Consider the following 18,408-nt stretch of genomic DNA (forward strand, 5'->3'; position numbering starts at 1 on the left):
TGCTCAGGATGCCGCGAGATCGGGCGACGCCGATGCCTCGGCGGAGGGGTCCGACGTCGGTGCCGCGGGCGTCTTCGCCGCGGCGGGCTTCGTGACGGCCTCTGTCTTCGACGCGGCGGGCTTCTTGGTAGCGGCGGGCTTCGCAGCCGCTGCGGGCTTCTTTGTCGTGGCAGGCTTCTCGGCCGCGGGCTTCTCGGTCTCGGGCTGCCCTGCCGTCACGGCTGCCGACTTCGTCGCCGGAATGGCCTTCGCGGCGGCCGGCTTCTTCGCTGCCGCCGGCTTGGCGGCGGCGGGCGTAACCGCATCGAGGGGTTTCACACCGCGGTGCAGTGCGACGACGCCGAGCGTGAGGTTGCGGTACTCGACCTGGGTGAATCCGGCGCGCTTCAGCCAGCCCGCGAGGGTGTGCTGATCTGGCCAGTCCCGGATCGACTCGTTGAGGTAGTCATACGCCGAGTCATTCGAGCTGGAGAGTTTGACCATCGTCGGCATCACGAAGCGCTGGTAGCAGCCGTAGCCCCAGCGCACGAAGCCGACCGGCGGGGTCGAGAACTCGCAGATCACGACACGGCCGCCCGGCTTGGTCACCCGGTAGAACTCGGCAAGTGCCTTCTCCGGCTCGACGACGTTGCGCAGGCCGAAGCTGATGGTGACCGCGTCGAACTCGTTGTCGGCGAAGGGCAGGGCCGTGGCATCCGCCTGGACGAACTCGACGTTCGCGAGGTGGGCCTGACGCCGGCGGCCGACATCGATCATGCCCGGCGAGAAATCGGCGGCGACGACGTGGGCGCCACTGGCGGCCAGACTCGCGCTCGACGTGCCCGTTCCCGCGGCGACATCGAGGATGCGTTCGCCGCGCTGCGGCGCGACGGCCTTGGTCGTAGCAACGCGCCAGAGGGTGGCGTTGCCCATGCTCAGGACGGCATTCGTGCGGTCGTAGCCCTCTGCGACCTCATCGAACATGGCGGCGACTTGCGCCGGGCGCTTGCTCAGGTCTGCTTTGGTCACGTGCTCAAGTCTATCCAGCACGGAGGCCCCTGCCTGAGAGTTGCCGCAGCCCTCGCTGGGAGGTGCCTCCTGCGCCTGCTTGCCGCGCCACGAGTCGTAGGCTGGGGCAGTGACTGTTTCGGATGCCGGCCTCCCCGCGCTGCATGTGGAGACCACGCCGCTGCCCGCTCAGCTCGACGATCTGGCGCAGCTCGTGGCTCTCGTCGACCCCCGCGATCCCCTGTTCTGGCAGAGACGCGGCGACGGCCTCGCCGGGATCGGCGAGTTGGTGCGCCTCGAGTTCCACGGGCCAACGCGCTTCAGCGACGCGGCCGCCGCCTGGCGCGAGATCGTGCAGCGCTCGACCGTGCTCGACCCGCTCGGTGTTCCGGGTTCCGGTCTGCTCGCTTTCGGCGCCTTCGCATTCTCGGCCCTCTCCGAGCAGAGCAGCGTGCTCATCGTTCCCGAACTCATCGTCGGCAAGCGCGACGGTCACTGCTGGGTGACCCGGGTGCGCCATGCGGATGCGGCGGCATCCGCCTCCGACTCCACCGACGGCGTGCCCGCTGCGCAGCCGTTCGGCCCCGAGTTCAGTGTCACGCTCAGCCCCGGCGCGCTCGACCACGCCGGCTACCTCGCCTTGGTCGAGGAGGCGATCTCTCGCATCAACCGACACGAGGTGGGCAAGGTCGTGCTCGCCCGCGACCTGGTCGGCCGACTGCCCGAGGGCGCCGACCTCCGCCGGGTGCTGCGCGAACTCGCAGCCGGGTACCCCGATTGCTGGACCTACGCCGTCGACGGCCTCATCGGCTCCAGCCCGGAGACACTGATCCGCGCCCACCACGGCGACCTCAGCGCCCGCGTTCTCGCCGGCACCATCTCCCGCGGGCCGGACCCCGCCAGCGATTTGGCCGCCGCCGTCGCCCTGGCCACCTCGGAGAAGGACAACGACGAGCACGAGTTCGCGGTGCAGAGCCTGCTCGTCTCGCTCCGCCCGCACGCCAGCCACGTGGCGGCCGACGAGGTGCCGTTCACTCTCAAGCTGCCGAACCTGTGGCACCTCGCCACCGATATCGAGGGCACGCTCAGCGACGGCTCGACCTCGCTCGACCTGATCGCCGCACTGCACCCGACGGCCGCCGTCGCCGGCACCCCGACCGACGTCGCGCTCACCGTGATCGACGAGCTGGAGCCGTTCGACCGTGGTCGCTACGCCGGCCCGGTGGGTTGGGTGGACGCCGCGGGCGACGGCGAGTGGGCGATCGCGCTGCGCTGCGCCCAGCTCGACGGGCGCGGCGGCATCCGGGCATATGCCGGTTGTGGCATAGTCGCGGAATCCCAGCCGGAGCAGGAGCTCGCTGAGTCCCGCATGAAGTTCCGCCCCATGGTCGAGGCGCTGCTCTAAGCACTCCCCCGCTGGTTGAGCCTGTCGAAACCTGACGAGGCGATTCAGGAGGCGGCGAGGCGCGCCTTCTCGGCTTCAACGTCGAAGTCGGCGACCGGCCAGCTCAGCTCCATGTCACGCAGGGCGTCGATCAGCAGCTGCTGCACGGCTATCCTGGCGAACCACTTCTTGTCGGCCGGGATCACGTACCAGGGCGCGGCATCCGTCGCGGTCCGGTCGAAGACCAGCTGGTACGCCTCGCGGTACTTCGGCGTGAGCAGGCGCTCGTCGATGTCGCCCGGGTTGAACTTCCAGTGCTTCTCTGGCCGGTCGAGGCGTTCCTGCAGGCGCGCCTTCTGCTCGTCCGTGCCGATGTGCAGCATCACCTTGATCACCGTCGTATCGTCGTCGACGAGTTCCTGCTCGAACGCGTTGATCGCGTCGTAGCGGCGCTCGATCTCCTCGGCCGGCGCGAGTTCGCGCACCCGGGCGATGAGCACGTCTTCGTAGTGTGAGCGGTCGAAGACGCCGATCATGCCTGCACTCGGCGCGTGCGGCCGCACCCGCCAGAGGAAGTCGTGCTCGAGCTCCTCCGAGGTCGGCTTCTTGAACGCAGCGATCTCAACGCCCTGCGGGTCGACGGAACCGACGACGTGGCGCAGGATGCCGCCCTTGCCCGCGGTGTCCATGGCCTGCAGCACCAGCAGGATCTTGCGGTTGTCGCCGAGGCGGCTGTTGGCGAAGAGCATCTCCTGCAGACGGTCGAGCTCCGCGGCCCCGGCGGCAAGGTGCCCGACGGCGGTCTTCTTGTCGCCGGAGTAGCCCGGCGTGGAGTCGGTGTCGACATCGGCCAGCACGAAGCCGGGGCGCACGCGCAGCCCCTCGCTCGGATCGGCATCCCAGATTCCCGGTGCTGCATGGCCCACGGTGGCTCCCCTCGATTGCTGTAGCCCCATACTGCCGTGCCGGGCGGGCCCGCGCACCCCCGATCTGCGGATGCCGGCTCAGCGCGGCAGCGGCACCTCGATGATCGACGGACCACTCATGGGCGCTGTCAGGGCCTCACTCAGGCCACCGCGGGTGCTGACCAGCGTGTGCTGCCAGCCCGCCGCGGCGGCGATCGCCGCGAAGTCGGCGCTCTGCGGGGTGAACTGCACCCGGTCGAATGCATCGCGGGGAGCACGCTGCGCGACCTCGAGTGTGTCGAAGATCGTCCCGCCGCCGTCGTTGCCGAGGATCAGCTGCACCCGGGGCCGCGGCTCGCCGACGCCGAGGAAGAGCGACGACACGTCGTGCAGTGCGGCGAGATCGCCTAGCAGCACGCGCACCGTTCCCGCGCCGGCCGGGGCGGCCAGCGCCATGCCGATCGCCGTCGCGATCGTGCCGTCGATGCCGGCGAGACCCCGGTTGGCGTGCACCGGGATCTTCTTGCCAGGCACGACGCGGTCGGCGACACGGATCAGGCGGCTCGCGCCGAATACCAGGCGGTCGAGCGGCCACGTCGCGGCCCAGACTGCCTGCACGAGGCTGCTGCGTGTGAGGGGCTCGCGGATGGCGCGGAACTCCGCCGCGACGTACTCCCGCTGCGCGGCGAAGTTCTCGACGTGCCCGCCGAGCGCGACACCGCTGCGCAGAGGCGCCGAGCCGGATTCCGCGGCGGAATCGGGGGCAGCGGATGACGCGGCCGCGTCTCGTATTCCCCTGCTGGCATGCACCCAGCGGCCGACCCAGCGGCGCTCCTCGGCGCTCGGCGCACCGGCCGCGGTGGTGACGCGCACCGCTCGTACGGCGTTGCGCGATGGATCAAACCACTCGTGGCCGACGGCATCGACGACGACCGTTGCGACGCCGGGGCGGGCGATGAGCGCCGGCACCTCGCGGCTGAGGGTCGGGTGGCCGAACACGACGACGCGCTCGACCGTGTCGCCGAACTCGGGCGCCCACTCCGGGGACCCGAGGAGTTCGCGGGCCGCGACGACGAGGTTGGGGCCGAAGCGCGCCCCGCTCGACACCTCGGCCAGCAGTGGCCAGTGCCCGGCACGGGCGAATGCCTCGGCCTCGGCCCCCGCGCCTGCCCCTGCGACGACCACGGTGCCTGGACCGCGCGGAATCTCGGTGGCCGCGCCCGCCGCCGTCGCCGTGGCGGCGTCGGCCGGCCGGGTGCCCGCGATTCCGCGGGCCATGTCTGCGTAGACGCCTCCGGCAGCCTCGGCAGCTGCATGCTCGGCCGCGAACCGCGCGAGCGCGGCATCCGGAATCGGCGCGGAGAGCGGCTCGCGGAGTGCCAGGTTGAGATGAACGGGGCCGGGCTCCGGGGCGCCGATCGCCGCCGCCCACGCCGAGCGGGCGCGCTCGAGCGCATCCGAGCGCTCGGCTGGGTCACCCTCTGGAGCCGGAACATCCTGGGCGAGCCGCACGGCGGGCCCGAAGAGGCCGGGCTGCACCGTCGTCTGATTGGCGCGGATGCCGCGCATCTCCTCCGGGCGGTCGGCCGAGAGCACCACGAGCGGAACACGGCCGTGGCTGGCCTCCAGCACCGCGGGCAGCAGGTGTGCCGGTGCGCTGCCGGATGTCGTGACGACGAGCGCGGGGGCGCCGCTCTCGACGCCGATGCCGAGTGCGGTGAAGCCGGCGCTGCGCTCGTCGATGCGCACGTGCAGCTGAACCGCGCCGAGGCGTTCCAGCTCGGCCGCCGCCAGGGCGAGCGCCTGCGAGCGGGAGCCGGGGCTGACGACGATGTGGCGCACGCCGAGGCGCACGAACTCACTCAGCAGCGCCCAGGCGTAGTCGCTCGCCGGGCTTCCGCTGCTCAGCGGCAGGCCGTTGCTGCGCGCGTGGCCGTCAGCGTCGTGGCCGTCAGCGTGGGCCGAGCGGGAGTCGACGGCCTCAGGCATCCCGCGAACCGGGTGCGCCGGGGGTATCGCCGGTGCCATCGGCGTCGCCGGACGGGTTCGGCTTGGCGTCGGGGGTCGCCCTGTCATCCGCGGGCTTGTCAGACGCGGAGGTCGGTCCGTTGTCGAGCTCGGCGAGCTCCTCCTCGAGCTTGCGGATGCGCTGTTCCTGCTCGGCATCACGGCCGAGACGGCCGAGGAACTCGAGGTCGTCGTCCGGTGCCATCGTGCGCGCCTGCCGGGACACGGGGTTGCGACGACCGCGACCGACGACGATCCAGAGCAGCGGACCGATGATGGGAACGAAGAGCACGACCAGGATCCACGCGAAACGCGGCAGGCCCCGGATGCGATTGCGATCGAACAGCGCGGCATCGACAAGCGCGTACACCGTGAGCACCACGGTCGCGACTGCGAGTCCAACAAGCAGGCGGGTCATGCCCCCAGTCTAGGCCGGAAGGGTGGGAGCGAGCTGGCGGTCAGCGCGGTCGGCGCACGGCTCTTGTTCAGCAGTCGCCGCCGTAGACTGAAGGCGTGAATAAGCGCTCTTGGATCACCTTCACCGTCGTGCGACTGCTGGCATTCTTCGTGCCCCTGCTCGCGCTGCTGTTCATTCAGGTGAACCCGTGGATCGCCACGCTGGTCGCGGCCGTGATCGGCCTCTGCGTCTCGTACATCTTCCTGCGCCGCCCCCGCGAAGAGGTCGCCCGCGAGCTCTACGAGGTGCGTCACGCCGAGAAGCCGGCCGTGCGCGAGGACGACGAGGCAGAGGATGCCGCGCTCGACGCGCAGCACGCCGCCGACGCCGGATCAGACAACAAGTAGCCCGGCAAACGCGTTCTGAGCCTCGCCCGGCCGCTGTGCGGCTCGGCCTCGAGCCTCAGAACGCGAACGCGGCCCCGAGCGCCAGACCGTAGCCGAGCGCGACAAAGCTGGTGAGCTTGAGCGCCAGGATCAGCTCCTTCGCCGTCTTCGCCGTGAGCGTGATCAGTGCGGCAGGCAGCGCCAGCAGGAGCACGAAGAAGGTCAGCGGCGCCAGCGGGTAGAACAGGGCGAAGAAGCCGGCGATCAGGAATGGCACGAGCAGGAACACGCAGAACAGCACGCGTCCCGCGGTCTTGCCCACCAGCACGGCGAGGGTGCGCTTGCCCGCGGCGGTGTCTGGTTCGACGTCGCGCAGATTGTTGACCATCAGCACTGCACAGGCGATGAGCCCGATCCCGACGCCGGAGAGCCAGCTCTCGGTGTTGATGGTCCCCGCCTGCACCCACGTGGTTCCGCAGGTGGCGACGAGGCCGAAGAAGACGAAGACGAAGACCTCGCCGAGCCCGTAGTAGCCGTACGGGTGCTTGCCGCCGGTGTAGAACCACGCCGCGGCGATGGCGGCGGCCCCGACCGCGAGCAGCCACCACTGCTGGGTGACGATGACGACGGCGAGCCCGGCCAGGGCCGCGAGACCGAAGAAGGCCAGCGAGACGGCCAGCACCTGCTTCGCCTGCGCGGCACCGGATCCGGTGAGCCGGGCGGGGCCGATGCGGTGGTCGTCGGTTCCGCGGATGCCGTCGGAGTAGTCGTTGGCGTAGTTGACGCCGATCTGCAGGCAGAGCGCAACAACCAGGCAGAGCACAGCGAGCACGGGCTCCCAGTGCCCGTTGCCGTTGGCGACGACGGCCGCCCCGGTTCCGAGTGCGACGGGCGCGATCGCCAGTGGCAGCGTGCGGAGGCGCGCGCCGGAGATCCAGTCGCCGGCCGCCGCCCGCGGCGCCGTGCCCGGCTTGCCGCGTCCGGTCTTGCCGTTGCCCGGCTTGCTGCTGCCGGCCTTGCCGCTGCCCGCAGGGTTGAGTCGCTGTTGCTTGGGCCGCGAGGGCCGGGAGGATGCTGCCACGACTCCATGCTAATCGTGGCGGCCAGTCCTGATGGCTGAGCTAGCCCATGCGCCCGTCCAACAGCGCAGCCAATCCCACCCGGTCGGGCTTGCCCGAGGCAAGTCGGGGCAGCGCGGCGAAGCTGTGCACCGCGCGGGGCCTGGCGGCGTTGCCGAGGGCGGATGCCACGTGCGCACGCACCGCATCAAGCCCGCTCGGGGCGGCATCCGCGGTATCGGCCCGCTCGCACGCCACCACGATGGACTGGCCCCACTGCGCATCGGGGACGGCCACGGCGACGGCTCCCTCGAACCCGGGCAGGGTGTGCAGCACGCGCTCGACGGCGTCGAGCGAGATCTTCTCTCCCCCGCTGATGATCACGTTGTCTGACCGCCCGAGCACGCGAAGTTTTCCATCGGCGACCTCGCCGAGGTCTCCGGTGCGGTACCAGCGCCGGCCATCGCCCTCCACGAAGGCCGCAGCGGTGCGCTCCTCGTCGTCGAGGTAACCCTCGGCGAGCGTCGGACCGCCGAGTTCGATCAGCCCGCCGACGATCCGCACCTCAGTGCCGTGCAGCGGCACACCGTCGTAGACGCAGCCGCCAGCCGTCTCAGAGGATCCGTAGGTGCGCGTGACGCGGAGCCCCAGCGCGGCGGCGCGTGCGATCAGCGCAGGGGGCGTCGCCTGTCCGCCGACGAGGATGCGGTCGAAGCGGCGTGCAGCGGCCAGCACGGCACCGTCGCTCTCCGCGGCCTCGACGACGCGGGCCAGCTGCACCGGAACGAGTGAGACGAAGCGCAGCGGCGCATCGAGGCGGGCGGCGTACTCGGCGAACAGCCGCGGGTCGAAGTGCCCGCCGGGCAGGATGACCGATTCCGTCTCGGCGGCGATCGAGCGCACCAGCACCTGCGCGCCGGCGATGTAGTGGGTGGGCAGGGCGAGCAGCCACTGCCCCGGCCCGCCGAGCGCCGCCGCGGATGCCGCGGCCGAGGCCAGCAGCGCATCCGTGCTCAGCGCCACCCGCTTCGGTACGCCAGTCGAGCCGGAGGTCTCGATCACCAAGGCCACCCGCTTCGGCACCGTCTCGCCCGTGGTTTCGACAAGCTCAACCGGTGGGTGCGGCTCAACCAGCGGGAACGGCAGGGGCAGCACGGCCGGCCCTGCACCCGCGAGCGCGGCACGCAACGCCTCCAGCACCTCGAGCGCTGAACCGCCGTCGATCACCCGCAGTGGCCTCGTCATCGGCGGGCCTAGAACTGCCAGGGGTACGGCGACCAGTCGGGTTCGCGCTTCTCGAGGAAGGAGTCACGCCCCTCGACGGCCTCATCCGTTCCGTAGGCCAGGCGCGTGGCCTCACCGGCGAACACCTGCTGCCCGACCAGGCCGTCGTCCACGGCATTGAACGCGAACTTCAGCATGCGAATGGCCGTCGGCGACTTGGTGAGGATCTCGCGGGCCCACTCGAGGGCGACGACCTCGAGCTCTGCGTGCGGGACGACGGCGTTCACCGCGCCCATCTCGTACGCGCGCTGCGCCGAGTACTCGCGGGCGAGGAAGAACACCTCGCGGGCGTTCTTCTGGCCGATCTGGCGGGCGAAGTATGCGCTGCCGTAGCCGGCGTCGAAGCTGCCGACGTCGGCATCCGTCTGCTTGAACTTGCCGTGCTCCTCGCTGGCGATGGTGAGGTCGCAGACGACGTGGAGCGAGTGCCCACCGCCGGCGGCCCAGCCGGGCACCACCGCGATGACGACCTTGGGCATGAAGCGGATGAGGCGCTGCACCTCGAGGATGTGCAGCCGGCCGGAGCGGGCGGCGTCGATGCCGGATGCCGTCTCGCCCTCCGCGTACTTGTAGCCGTCGCGGCCGCGAATGCGCTGGTCGCCGCCGGAGCAGAACGCCCAGCCGCCATCCTTCGGGCTCGGCCCGTTGCCGGTGAGCAGCACGACGCCGATGCGCGGGTTGATGCGCGCGTCTTCGAGGGCGGCGTAGAGCTCGTCGACCGTGCGCGGCCGGAACGCGTTGCGCACCTCAGGCCTATTGACCGCGACGCGCGCGACGCGCCCGTCGGTGCTGTGGTGGTAGGTGATGTCGCTCAGCGCCTCAAAGCCGGCGACCTCGCTCCACTCGCTCGCGTCGAAGATCTCGGAAACCGGGGCAGTCATGCTCCCAGCCTATGACCGCGGTGCAAGACTATGCACATGACCCTGTCGCCGCTGCCGGAGCTCGCCGAGATTCTCACCCATGCCCGGGTCGTGACCCTGCCCATGGTCACCCGCTTCCGCGGGATCACGGTGCGCGAGGCGGTGCTGTTCGAGGGGCCGGAGGGCTGGACCGAGTTCTCCCCCTTCGTCGAGTACGACGACGCCGAGGCGGCCAACTGGCTGCGTGCCGCCATCGACTTCGGCTGGCAGCCGACACCGCCGACGCTCCGCACGAGTATCCCCGTGAACGCGACGATCCCCGGCGTCGACGCCGCCGAGGTGGCCGAGGTCCTGGCCCGTTTCCCCGGATGCCGCACGGCAAAGGTCAAGGTGGCCGCAAGTGACCAGACGCTCGCCGAAGACGTCGCCAGGGTGCGGGCGACCAGAGAGGCGCTCGGCCCGGAGGGCCGGATTCGCATCGACGCGAACGGCGGCTGGAACGTCGACGAGGCGGAGCACGCGCTGCACGCCCTCGCCGAGTTCGACATCGAGTACGCGGAGCAGCCCTGCGCTACCGTCGCGGAACTCGCCGAGATCCGCCGCCGCACCGCATACATGGGCATCCCGATCGCCGCGGACGAGAGCGTGCGCCGCGCGGACGACCCGCTCGCGGTTGCCGCGGCCGGTGCCGCCGACCTGCTCGTGATCAAGGCGCAGCCGCTCGGCGGCATCCGGCGCGCCCTCGCCATCGTGGAGCGGGCCGGACTGCCCGTCGTCGTCTCGAGCGCGCTCGACACCTCGATCGGGCTGAGCATGGGCGCCCACCTCGCCGCGAGCATTCCCGAACTGGAATACGACTGCGGGCTCGGCACGGCCTCGCTGCTCGCCGCGGACGTCACGCTGGAACCGCTGGTTGCCGCGGACGGTGCGATCGCCGTGCGGCGGGTGCAGCCGGATGCCGCCCTGCTCGGTCAGTACGCCGCGGCCCCTGCCAGGCGCGACTGGTGGATCGCCCGCGTCACCCGCGCGTACACGCAGCTGGAGCGCGAGCGCGCCCTCTAGCCGCCGCGGCCCTCGCCCGCCGCGCCGGCATCCGCACGCGTCGCGGCCCGCGAAAACTGCAGGGGCCCGGGATATATCCCGGGCCCCTGCAGTTTCGGCGGGCCGTCAGCGCGCGGCGGCCTAGAGGCCGGAGTACGCGTGCAGTCCCTTGAAGAAGAGGTTGACGACCGAGTAGTTGAACAGGATCGCCGTGAAGCCGATGATCGACAGCCACGCGGAGCGGGAGCCGCGCCATCCGCGGGTCGCGCGGGCGTGGATGTAGCCGGCGTAGATGACCCAGATGATGAAGGACCAGACTTCCTTCGTGTCCCAACCCCAGTAGCGCCCCCAGGCCGCCTCGGCCCAGACGGCACCGGCCATCACCGTGAAGGTCCACAGGATGAAGCCGACGATGTTGACGCGGTAGGCGAGACTCTCCAACTTCTCGGATGACGGCAGCGTGCCGAGGAAGCGGGTGCCCTTGGAGCGCGCACCCTCCGCCTGTGCCTCGCGTCGGGACTGCATGAGCTGCACGACGGAGAGCCCGAAGCCGAGGGCCATGAAGCCGGTTGCCGATGATGCGACGAAGACGTGGATGATCAGCCAGGCGGACTGCAACGACGGCGGCAGCGGAACGACGCTCACGTAGAAGTTGACGGTGGCGAGCCCGAGGAGAACGAGCACCATGCCGGTGACGAAGGTGCCGAGGAAGCGCAGATCGAACTTGATGTTCACGATCAGGAAGACGGTGACCATGACGAGGGTGCCCGTCATGGCGAACTCGTACATGTTGGCCCACGGCACGCGCTCAGCGGCGACGCCGCGCAGCACATCCGCGGTGAGGTGCAGCAGCCACGCCACAACGGTGAGCGCCATGGCGACACGCAGCACGGGCGAACGGCCGTACTCGACGCTGCCGAGGCCGACGCGCTTGGCGGCGGCCGACGGTGCGGCTGGAGCCGTCAGCACGGTGGTCGAACCGGCCCCGGATGCCACAGCGGTCGCCGCGCCTCCAGCTGTCGTCCCGGCTGCCACCGCCGCCGCTTCGGCGGCCGCGGCATCCTGCACCGCACCCACCACGGCCGAGCGCTTGGCCAGGTCGATCGAGAATGCGATGAACGCCAGCGCGTACACGGCCATGGCCGAGTAGAGCGCGATGATGGAGATTTCGTCAAATGCCACGGGGTCAGCCTAGATCGCTTGGCTCGTCAGTGCGAGCGGTGGAGGGTGTGGAGGGAGGAGCGGGCGGCACCGGCGCCCCCGGCTTCGCTGGCGCATCGGCCATGGTCGCCTCGTGTTTCACGGCGATCGCCGCGACGGCCTCGTCGAGGCTCGGGTCTTCACCACGGGCCAGGCCCGCGTACTCGAGTCGCAGCGAACCGTCGCCCTCTTCGATCGCCTTCACCCAGATGCGGCGGCGGGGCACGAAGAGTGAGGTCGCGAGGCCGAGCAGCACGAGCACGGCGAAGAAAGCCACCCAGAACTGCGTCGGGTCACGGTGGATGTCGAACGAGGCGAAGCGGTGCACGCTGTGCGAGTAGTCGGTGACCTCCTCGCCGGCAGCCGGCGCGTTCGGGTCGACGTTGTCGAAGCTCACGGTGCCGAGGCCGTTCGGCAGCTCGGCGCTCTGCCCCGGCATCAGTTCGATGGAGGCCACCCCGGTGTCGCCGCGGGTGAGCTTCGTCATCGAGTCGGTGTCGAGCGTGTAGACCGAGGTCGGCGTGCCGTCGTTGATGCCGAGGTCTCCGGAGTAGACGTCGAGCGTGAGCATCGGGAACTCGAGGTCGGGGTAGCTCGAGTAGTACGGCGGCTCGCTGTTGGCCTGCGTCGGATAGAAGAAGCCGATCATGCCGATCTGCTCGCTCAGGCCGTCGGGCACCTTCACGACACCGAGCGAGGTGAGCTGGGCGTCCTGGGGCAGGAAGGGGATCGAGTCGGTGAAGACGACGTCACCATCGGGGTTCTTCACCGTGATCGTCGGAGCGTAGCCGTTGCCGAGCAGGTAGACGTCGGTGCCGCCGGTGCGGAGTGGAGCGTTCACCTTGACCTGCTCCTGCGTCGGCTCCTGGCCGACATGCTCGACGGTGACGTTCGCCGCGAAGTCGGTCGGCTGCCCGAAGGCATCCTGGTTCTCGGTCTCGTAGACGACGTCGAAGCTGTTGAGCGTCAGCTTGTATGGGTCGAGGGAGTCCGGGTCGAAGAAGCGTCCCGGATTGAAGGAGTCGAAGGCGAGCAGCGTGTTGACGAATGTCTGCCCCTCCACGACCACGCGCTGCCCTGCGAAGCCGAAGCCGCCGCCGAAGCCGACGGTCACGAGCACGCCGACGAGGGCGGAGTGGAAGACGAGGTTGCCGGTCTCCCGGAGGTAGCCGCGTTCTGCCGACACCGAGAACTCGCGCTTGCCGCCGACCGTGCCGTTGTAGAGCGCGGTGCGGTAACCGGCGGACTTCAGCTGCGTGCGGGCCGCGTCGATGGCGGATGCCGCATCGGCCTGCTCGGCTGGAACCGTGCGCGCGGTGAAGCCGGCAAGCCGCGACAGCCGCGCAGGCGTCTTCGGCGGTGCTGCGCGCAGCGCCTGGAAGTGGTGCTTGGTGCGCGGGATGACGCAGCCGATGAGCGAGACGAACAGCAGCAGGTAGATGCTCGAGAACCAGACCGAGCTGTACACGTCGAAGGCCTGCAGCTTGTCGAGGAACGGAGCGAGGTCCGGGTTCTCGACGAAGTACTGGGTGACGCCGTTCGGGTCGCTGGAGCGCTGCGGCACCAGGCTGCCAGGCACGGCCGCGATGGCGAGCAGGAGCAGCAGGAACAGGGCGGTGCGCATGCTCGTGAGCTGGCGCCAGAACCAGCGCAGCCAGCCGACGAAGCCGAGCTGGGGCTGGTTGATCTCTTCGGGGGCCCGGTTCGGGGCGCCCGCGTCAACGTAATCAGATGGCCGGGACAAAGCCGAGGATCCCTCCTTGTAGCTGGTAGATCCACAGGGTCCAGAGACCCGAGACCATGAGAACGCCGATCAGGATGAGCAGCACGCCGCCGATGATGTTCACCGCACGAATATGCCGCTTGAAGAATGCGACCGATCCGGTGACCCAGCTGAGGCCGAGTGTGACGAGCAGGAACGGCACGCCGAGGCCGATGCAATAGGCGAGGCCGAGGATCGCGCCGCGGCTGGCTGAGCCGGCATCCGTGCTCAGGCTCAGCACCACGGCGAGCGTCGGGCCGATGCACGGCGTCCAGCCGAGGCCGAAGACGAGGCCGAGCAGCGGGGCGCCGGCGATTCCGGTGACCGGCTTCCATGACGGCTTGATGGTGCGCTGCAGGAAGGTGAACTGACCGATGAAGACGAGGCCCATCAGGATGACGAAGACGCCGAGCACCTGGATGATCACCGTCTCGTGCGCCTTCAGCCAGACACCCAACGCGCCGAACAGCGCGCCGTAGGCGACGAAGACGATCGTGAATCCGGCGACGAACAGTGCGACGCCGATGAGCAGCCGCCGGCGGACGGCTCGAGCCTCGGCCTTGTCGCTCGGGATCTCGGTGAGGCCGCCGATGTAGCCGAGGTAGCCGGGTACCAGCGGCAGCACGCACGGAGAGAGGAAGGAGACGAGCCCGGCCAAGACGGCGATGGGGATCGCGAGCAGCAGCTGACCGCTGAGGACGATCTCGCCCACGGGTTACTCGGCCTCGGCGACGGTGTCGCGCACGAGGGTGCGCAGAATCGACTCGTCCTTGATCTGGCCGAGGATGCGGGCGGCGACGCGCCCCTCCTGGTCGAGAACGAGGGTGGTCGGCACGGCGTTCGGCGGCACCTCGTTGCCGAAGGCCTGCTGCATGCCACCGTCGTTGATGTCGGCGACCGAGGGGTAGCTGATGCCGTAGCTTTCCTCGAAGGCGCGCGCGGTGTCGACCTGGTCGCGCACGTTCACGCCGAGCAGGCTGGCGCCCTTGCCCGCGAAGTCCTGGTTGACGGCTTCCAGCGTCGGAGCCTCGGCGCGGCAGGGCGCGCAGCTGGCGTACCAGAAGTTCACCACGAGCACCTGGCCGCGGTAGTCCTCGGACGAGACGGTGTCGCCGTCGAAGGTCTCGGCCTCGAAGCTGATTGACTCGCCGCGGTTCTCGAGCGCGATCTCCTTCACGACACCGGTGCCGGAGATGTAGTTCTTGTTGCTGCCCTCGCGGTACTGCTCGGCCAACGGGTCGTTGGCGCAGCCGGCGAGGAGGGCGACGGACGCCAGCGCCAGTGCGGTGACGCTCATCGCGCGCTTACGAAAACCCATCACACGGCTCCCAGGTCCACGGCATTCGCCGAGATCGATGCGGCCGGCTCGGTGTAGCCGGTCTCGACGAAGGTGCCGCCGAAGCGGCTGAAGCTGGTGATGCTGGAGAGTGCGCAGCGTCGCTGCCGCGGGTCGTGCCAGAGGCGGTCGCCCGCCAGGAAACGGTGGGTGATCCAGATGGGCAGCTGGTGGCTGACCATCACGACGTCGCCCTCGCTGCCGTCATCCAGAAGCGACGCGGTCTCCCACGCATCGTTCATGGCCGCGATCACCCGGGCCGCGATCGACTTGTACGGCTCGCCCCAGCTGGGGCGCATCGGGTTGACGAGAGCCGGCCAGTTGACGGGCTGCTTCAGTGCCTCCCGCATCCGCTTGCCCTCGAAGTGGTTGGCTGGCTCGATGATGCGCGGCTCGAGCTGCACGGGCAGTTGCAGGGCGGCGGCGATCGGTGCGGCGGACTCCTGCGTGCGCTGCAGCGGCGAGGCGTACAGGGCCGAGAAGCGGATGCCGCGGCCGGCCAGGTCGGCGGCGGCTGCCTCGGCCATCTGCTGGCCGAGTTCCGAGAGACGGTAGCCGGGAAGGCGCCCGTAAAGAACGCGCTCTGGGTTGTGCACCTCTCCGTGGCGGACGAGGTGAAGCTGTCTGGCTACCACAGGCTCCAGTCTACGGAGCCACTTGCTGTGAATCTGCCGCGTCTCCCGCGGGGCTGCGGACGGCCGACACTCAGGGAGCGCGGAGGAGCAAAGGTAGGATTGAGCGCGTGACTTCTCGTGTATTGATCAAGGACCTTTCCGCCCTGGCCGACGGCCCCGTTACGGTTTCGGGTTGGGTCGATACCGTGCGCGACCAGAAGAAGGTGCAGTTCATCGTGCTGCGCGACGAGTCGGGCGCGGCCCAGCTCGTGAACCCGGCGCTGCGTGCGCTTCCCGTGACGGATGCCGAAGCCGGCACCGTTGCGCTGGAAGGCGACGAGCTCGCGGCAGCCGAGGCGCGCCTGGCCACCACCGAGGCCATCTCGGCGCTCGCGCACGGCTCCTTCATCACCGTCACCGGTGAACTGAAGAAGGACGAGCGCGTCAAGCTCGGCGGCCTCGAGGTCAAGATGGCGACGCTCACCGTCGTCAGCGAGGCGATCCCCGAGACGCCGATCGCCACCGACTCCGGTCTCGACAAGCGCATGGACTGGCGCTTCCTCGACCTGCGCCACCCGAAGCAGAACCTGATCTTCCGCATCCAGACGACGTTCCTGCACGCGCTGCGCAAATACTGGGTCGAGCGGGACTTCATCGAGATCCAGACCCCCAAGCTCATGGCCAGCGCCAGTGAGTCGCGCGCCGAGCTGTTCGAGGTCGAGTACTTCGAGGGCAAGGCGTACCTGGCGCAGAGCCCCCAGTTCTACAAGCAGATGGCGCAGTCCGCCGGTTTCGGCAAGATCTTCGAGGTCGGTCCGGCCTTCCGCGCCGACCACTCCTTCACGAGCCGCCACGCCACCGAGTTCACCAGCATCGACACCGAGATCAGCTGGATCGAGAGCCACGAAGACGTGATGAAGCTGCACGAGGAACTGCTCGTCGCCGGCTTCACCGCCGTCAAGGCCAAGCACGGCGCCGAGATCAAGGAACTCTTCGACGTCGAGGTGACCGTTCCGTCCACACCGTTCCCCCGCATCCCCCTGGCCGAGGCCAAGGAGATCGTCAAGGAGCGCGGCTACGAGATCCCGCGCGCCGACGACGACATGGACCCGGAGGGCGAGCGCCAGATCTCGGCCTACGTCGCCGAGAAGTTCGGCCACGAGTTCGTGTTCATCACCGATTACGCGTCGAGCATCCGCCCGTTCTACCACATGCGCCACGAGGGCGACCCGAGCCTGACCAACAGCTACGACCTGCTGTTCAACGGCACCGAGATCTCCACCGGCGCACAGCGCGAGCACCGCATCGACGTGCTCGTCGCCCAGGCAGAAGACAAGGGCATGGACCCGGAGGAGCTCGGCACCTACCTCGACTTCTTCCGCTACGGCGTTCCCGCCCACGGTGGATTCGGCATGGGCCTGGCCCGCGTGCTGATGCTCCTGCTGCACGAGTCGTCGATCCGCGAGGTCACCTACCTCTTCCGCGGCCCGACCCGCCTCGAGCCGTAGTCCGCAGCACCGCAGACACGCGAATGGCCGGCATCCCCTGGGATGCCGGCCATTCTGATATTCGGAGGATGCGGAACTAGGCGAGCGCGTAGCCGGCTTCGTCGATCGCGGCGGCGACGGCATCCGCAGCCAACGGGGCCGCGCTCTGCACGGTGACGGTCGAGATGCCGCCCTTGACGAGCGCGACGTCGACGCCGGTCACACCGTCGATGGCGCTGAGCTCGGCCGTGACGCTGCCGACGCAGTGGCCGCAGGTCATGCCGGTCACCTGAAGCTCGGTCGTGCTGGCGGGGGCTGGGGCGGTGGAATTCGTCATGCCTCGATAGTACCCCTAGGGGGTATGGGTTCGCAAGCAGCGGCTCCTCCATGAGGGCACGGACGCCTAGGCTCGAGGGGTGAGCGAACCGAGTCAGATGATCAGCATTCCCGGCGGCACCTTCCGCATGGGCTCCGTCGACTTCTATGCGGAAGAGGGCCCGGTGCACGAGCGAACGGTCGCGCCGTTCGAGCTCGATCTGCACCCGGTGACGAACGAGCAGTTCGCCGCCTTCGTCGCGGCGACCGGCTACGTGACCGTCGCCGAGCGCCCGCTTGATCCCGCCGACTTCCCCGGCGCCGACATCAGCGACTACTCGCCGGGCGGGCTCGTCTTCACCCCGACGCCCGGCCCTGTCGATCTGCGCGACTGGCGACAGTGGTGGGCGTGGGGCGAGGGAGCCAGCTGGCGCCGCCCCTTCGGCGCCGGATCCTCGATCGAGGGGCGCGAGCAGCACCCGGTCGTGCAGGTCTCGTTCGAAGACGCCAACGCCTACGCGGCGTGGGCGGGCAAGCGCCTGCCCAGCGAGGCCGAGTGGGAGTTCGCGGCCCGCGGCGGCCTTGACGGCGCCACCTACGCCTGGGGCGAGGAGCTGCGGCCGGACGGCGTGCTCATGGCCGACACCTGGCAGGGTTCATTCCCCTACCGCAACACCGGCGCCGCCGGCTGGGTCGGCACCGCGCCCGTCGGCACCTTCGCGCCGAATGGCTACGGACTGCTCGACTGCATCGGCAACGTCTGGGAGTGGACGAGCGACTTCTACTCGACCAGACACGTGGTACCTGCTGCCGTGCGCCCGAACCTGCTGGCTACGCCGAGTGCCGACACGGCTTCCGCCCCGGATGCCGCAGGCGGCTGCGGCGACGCGTGCACCTGTGGCCCGAGCGACTCCGGCCGCGCCTCCGCCGAGCAGGCGGCGGCCGCGGCATCCACAGAGCCCGGCTCCGCGATCCCGCGCCGCGTGCTCAAGGGCGGCTCCCACCTCTGTGCGCCGGAGTACTGCCTGCGCTACCGCCCCGCTGCCCGCTCCCCGCAGGCCGAGGACACGGCGACCACCCACATCGGGTTCAGGTGCGCGCGCTGAAAAACGCGGAGCGCGACGCGAAGCATCGCGAAAGGCGGCAGCCCCACCCAAGGAAACCTCGAGAACCGTGACCGATGCAGTGGCCACCAGGAGCAACCCTCTGGTCGGCCGCAACCCAAGCTGGCTCGAGGGCGCAGCTGTCGGAGCGACAGTGTTCGCTGATCCGCTCAGGGCTTCGCGTGCGTCGCTGCTCCTTCGTCGCGGCGCCGCTCACTCAAGCCAGCGTGCGAACGGCCGTCCGGTGCGCCCGTGCGGAGAGCCGACCAGAGCGGCTGTGCG

Annotated in this window: 18 protein-coding genes; 5 read left to right on the top strand and 13 right to left on the bottom strand. The window is 69.8% G+C overall.

Annotated elements, in window-relative coordinates; translation table 11 throughout:
• Positions 1-3: 3 nt before the first annotated feature.
• Positions 4-1,008, bottom strand: a complete 1,005-nt coding sequence (ubiE, locus tag EV379_RS14960; protein ID WP_130506837.1) for a bifunctional demethylmenaquinone methyltransferase/2-methoxy-6-polyprenyl-1,4-benzoquinol methylase UbiE — start codon at positions 1,006-1,008, stop codon at positions 4-6.
• A 109-nt stretch (positions 1,009-1,117) separates the two neighbouring features.
• Here ubiE and EV379_RS14965 point away from each other — a divergent pair, with 109 nt between their 5' ends.
• Positions 1,118-2,392 (top strand): isochorismate synthase, encoded by a 1,275-nt coding sequence (locus EV379_RS14965; RefSeq protein WP_130506838.1) that lies wholly within the window; start codon positions 1,118-1,120, stop codon positions 2,390-2,392.
• 44 nt (positions 2,393-2,436) lie between these two features.
• Here EV379_RS14965 and EV379_RS14970 read toward each other — a convergent pair whose 3' ends face one another.
• From EV379_RS14970 to EV379_RS14980, 3 genes are read right to left on the bottom strand one after another with little or no spacing between them, the layout of a single operon-like run.
• Entirely contained in the window at positions 2,437-3,327 is an 891-nt protein-coding gene (locus EV379_RS14970) for a polyphosphate kinase 2 family protein (protein ID WP_130506839.1), read from the bottom strand.
• A gap of 48 nt (positions 3,328-3,375) precedes the next feature.
• Positions 3,376-5,265 (bottom strand): 2-succinyl-5-enolpyruvyl-6-hydroxy-3-cyclohexene-1-carboxylic-acid synthase, encoded by a 1,890-nt coding sequence (gene menD, locus EV379_RS14975; protein WP_130506840.1) that lies wholly within the window; start codon positions 5,263-5,265, stop codon positions 3,376-3,378.
• Positions 5,258-5,701 carry a PLD nuclease N-terminal domain-containing protein gene (locus EV379_RS14980; protein WP_130506841.1) on the bottom strand — a complete coding sequence of 148 codons (444 nt, stop codon included), beginning with the start codon at positions 5,699-5,701 and terminating at the stop codon, positions 5,258-5,260. Before EV379_RS14980 ends, menD begins: the two co-directional genes overlap by 8 nt.
• Positions 5,702-5,796: 95 nt before the next feature.
• On the opposite strand from EV379_RS14980, the gene EV379_RS14985 reads away from it, so the two are divergent.
• Entirely contained in the window at positions 5,797-6,087 is a 291-nt protein-coding gene (locus EV379_RS14985) for a DUF4229 domain-containing protein (RefSeq protein ID WP_130506842.1), read from the top strand.
• A gap of 55 nt (positions 6,088-6,142) precedes the next feature.
• Here the strand turns inward: EV379_RS14985 and EV379_RS14990 are convergent, their stop codons facing one another.
• Genes EV379_RS14990 through EV379_RS15000 form a run of 3 tightly spaced genes read right to left on the bottom strand, consistent with a single transcriptional unit; the run spans position 6,143 to position 9,289 of the window.
• On the bottom strand, positions 6,143-7,147 hold the full coding sequence (locus tag EV379_RS14990; RefSeq protein WP_130506843.1) for a 1,4-dihydroxy-2-naphthoate polyprenyltransferase: 1,005 nt from the start codon (positions 7,145-7,147) through the stop codon (positions 6,143-6,145).
• A gap of 40 nt (positions 7,148-7,187) precedes the next feature.
• A complete protein-coding gene (locus EV379_RS14995; RefSeq protein ID WP_130506844.1) occupies positions 7,188-8,369 on the bottom strand; it encodes an AMP-binding protein in 1,182 nt (393 codons plus the stop codon).
• Between the two features lie 8 nt (positions 8,370-8,377).
• Complete coding sequence (locus EV379_RS15000) at positions 8,378-9,289, bottom strand: 1,4-dihydroxy-2-naphthoyl-CoA synthase (protein WP_130506845.1); 912 nt, start codon at positions 9,287-9,289, stop codon at positions 8,378-8,380.
• Positions 9,290-9,325: 36 nt separating this feature from the next.
• Here EV379_RS15000 and EV379_RS15005 point away from each other — a divergent pair, with 36 nt between their 5' ends.
• A complete protein-coding gene (locus EV379_RS15005) occupies positions 9,326-10,330 on the top strand; it encodes an o-succinylbenzoate synthase (RefSeq protein ID WP_130506846.1) in 1,005 nt (334 codons plus the stop codon).
• Between the two features lie 120 nt (positions 10,331-10,450).
• On the opposite strand, the gene ccsB is transcribed toward EV379_RS15005, so the two are convergent.
• Genes ccsB through EV379_RS15030 form a run of 5 tightly spaced genes read right to left on the bottom strand, consistent with a single transcriptional unit; the run spans position 10,451 to position 15,242 of the window.
• Positions 10,451-11,449, bottom strand: a complete 999-nt coding sequence (gene ccsB / locus EV379_RS15010) for a c-type cytochrome biogenesis protein CcsB (RefSeq protein ID WP_130507518.1) — start codon at positions 11,447-11,449, stop codon at positions 10,451-10,453.
• Between the two features lie 46 nt (positions 11,450-11,495).
• Complete coding sequence (resB, locus tag EV379_RS15015) at positions 11,496-13,253, bottom strand: cytochrome c biogenesis protein ResB (RefSeq protein WP_130506847.1); 1,758 nt, start codon at positions 13,251-13,253, stop codon at positions 11,496-11,498.
• Positions 13,237-13,983 (bottom strand): cytochrome c biogenesis CcdA family protein, encoded by a 747-nt coding sequence (locus tag EV379_RS15020; RefSeq protein ID WP_130506848.1) that lies wholly within the window; start codon positions 13,981-13,983, stop codon positions 13,237-13,239. The genes resB and EV379_RS15020 overlap by 17 nt, the downstream gene beginning before the upstream one ends.
• A gap of 3 nt (positions 13,984-13,986) precedes the next feature.
• Positions 13,987-14,589: a TlpA disulfide reductase family protein gene (locus EV379_RS15025; protein WP_130506849.1), complete on the bottom strand. Its 603-nt coding sequence runs from the start codon at positions 14,587-14,589 to the stop codon at positions 13,987-13,989.
• Positions 14,589-15,242 (bottom strand): histidine phosphatase family protein, encoded by a 654-nt coding sequence (locus tag EV379_RS15030; RefSeq protein ID WP_130506850.1) that lies wholly within the window; start codon positions 15,240-15,242, stop codon positions 14,589-14,591. Before EV379_RS15030 ends, EV379_RS15025 begins: the two co-directional genes overlap by 1 nt.
• Positions 15,243-15,349: 107 nt before the next feature.
• Between EV379_RS15030 and aspS the strand changes: the two genes are divergently transcribed.
• Positions 15,350-16,729 carry an aspartate--tRNA(Asn) ligase gene (gene aspS, locus EV379_RS15035; protein WP_130506851.1) on the top strand — a complete coding sequence of 460 codons (1,380 nt, stop codon included), beginning with the start codon at positions 15,350-15,352 and terminating at the stop codon, positions 16,727-16,729.
• A 76-nt stretch (positions 16,730-16,805) separates the two neighbouring features.
• Here aspS and EV379_RS15040 read toward each other — a convergent pair whose 3' ends face one another.
• A complete protein-coding gene (locus EV379_RS15040; RefSeq protein WP_130506852.1) occupies positions 16,806-17,045 on the bottom strand; it encodes a heavy-metal-associated domain-containing protein in 240 nt (79 codons plus the stop codon).
• A gap of 97 nt (positions 17,046-17,142) precedes the next feature.
• Between EV379_RS15040 and EV379_RS15045 the strand changes: the two genes are divergently transcribed.
• Positions 17,143-18,129, top strand: a complete 987-nt coding sequence (locus tag EV379_RS15045; protein WP_130507519.1) for a formylglycine-generating enzyme family protein — start codon at positions 17,143-17,145, stop codon at positions 18,127-18,129.
• The last annotated feature ends 279 nt before the right edge of the window (positions 18,130-18,408 follow it).

The sequence above is a fragment of the Microterricola gilva genome (assembly GCF_004217495.1).
GTDB classification, from domain to species: Bacteria; Actinomycetota; Actinomycetes; order Actinomycetales; family Microbacteriaceae; genus Microterricola; species Microterricola gilva.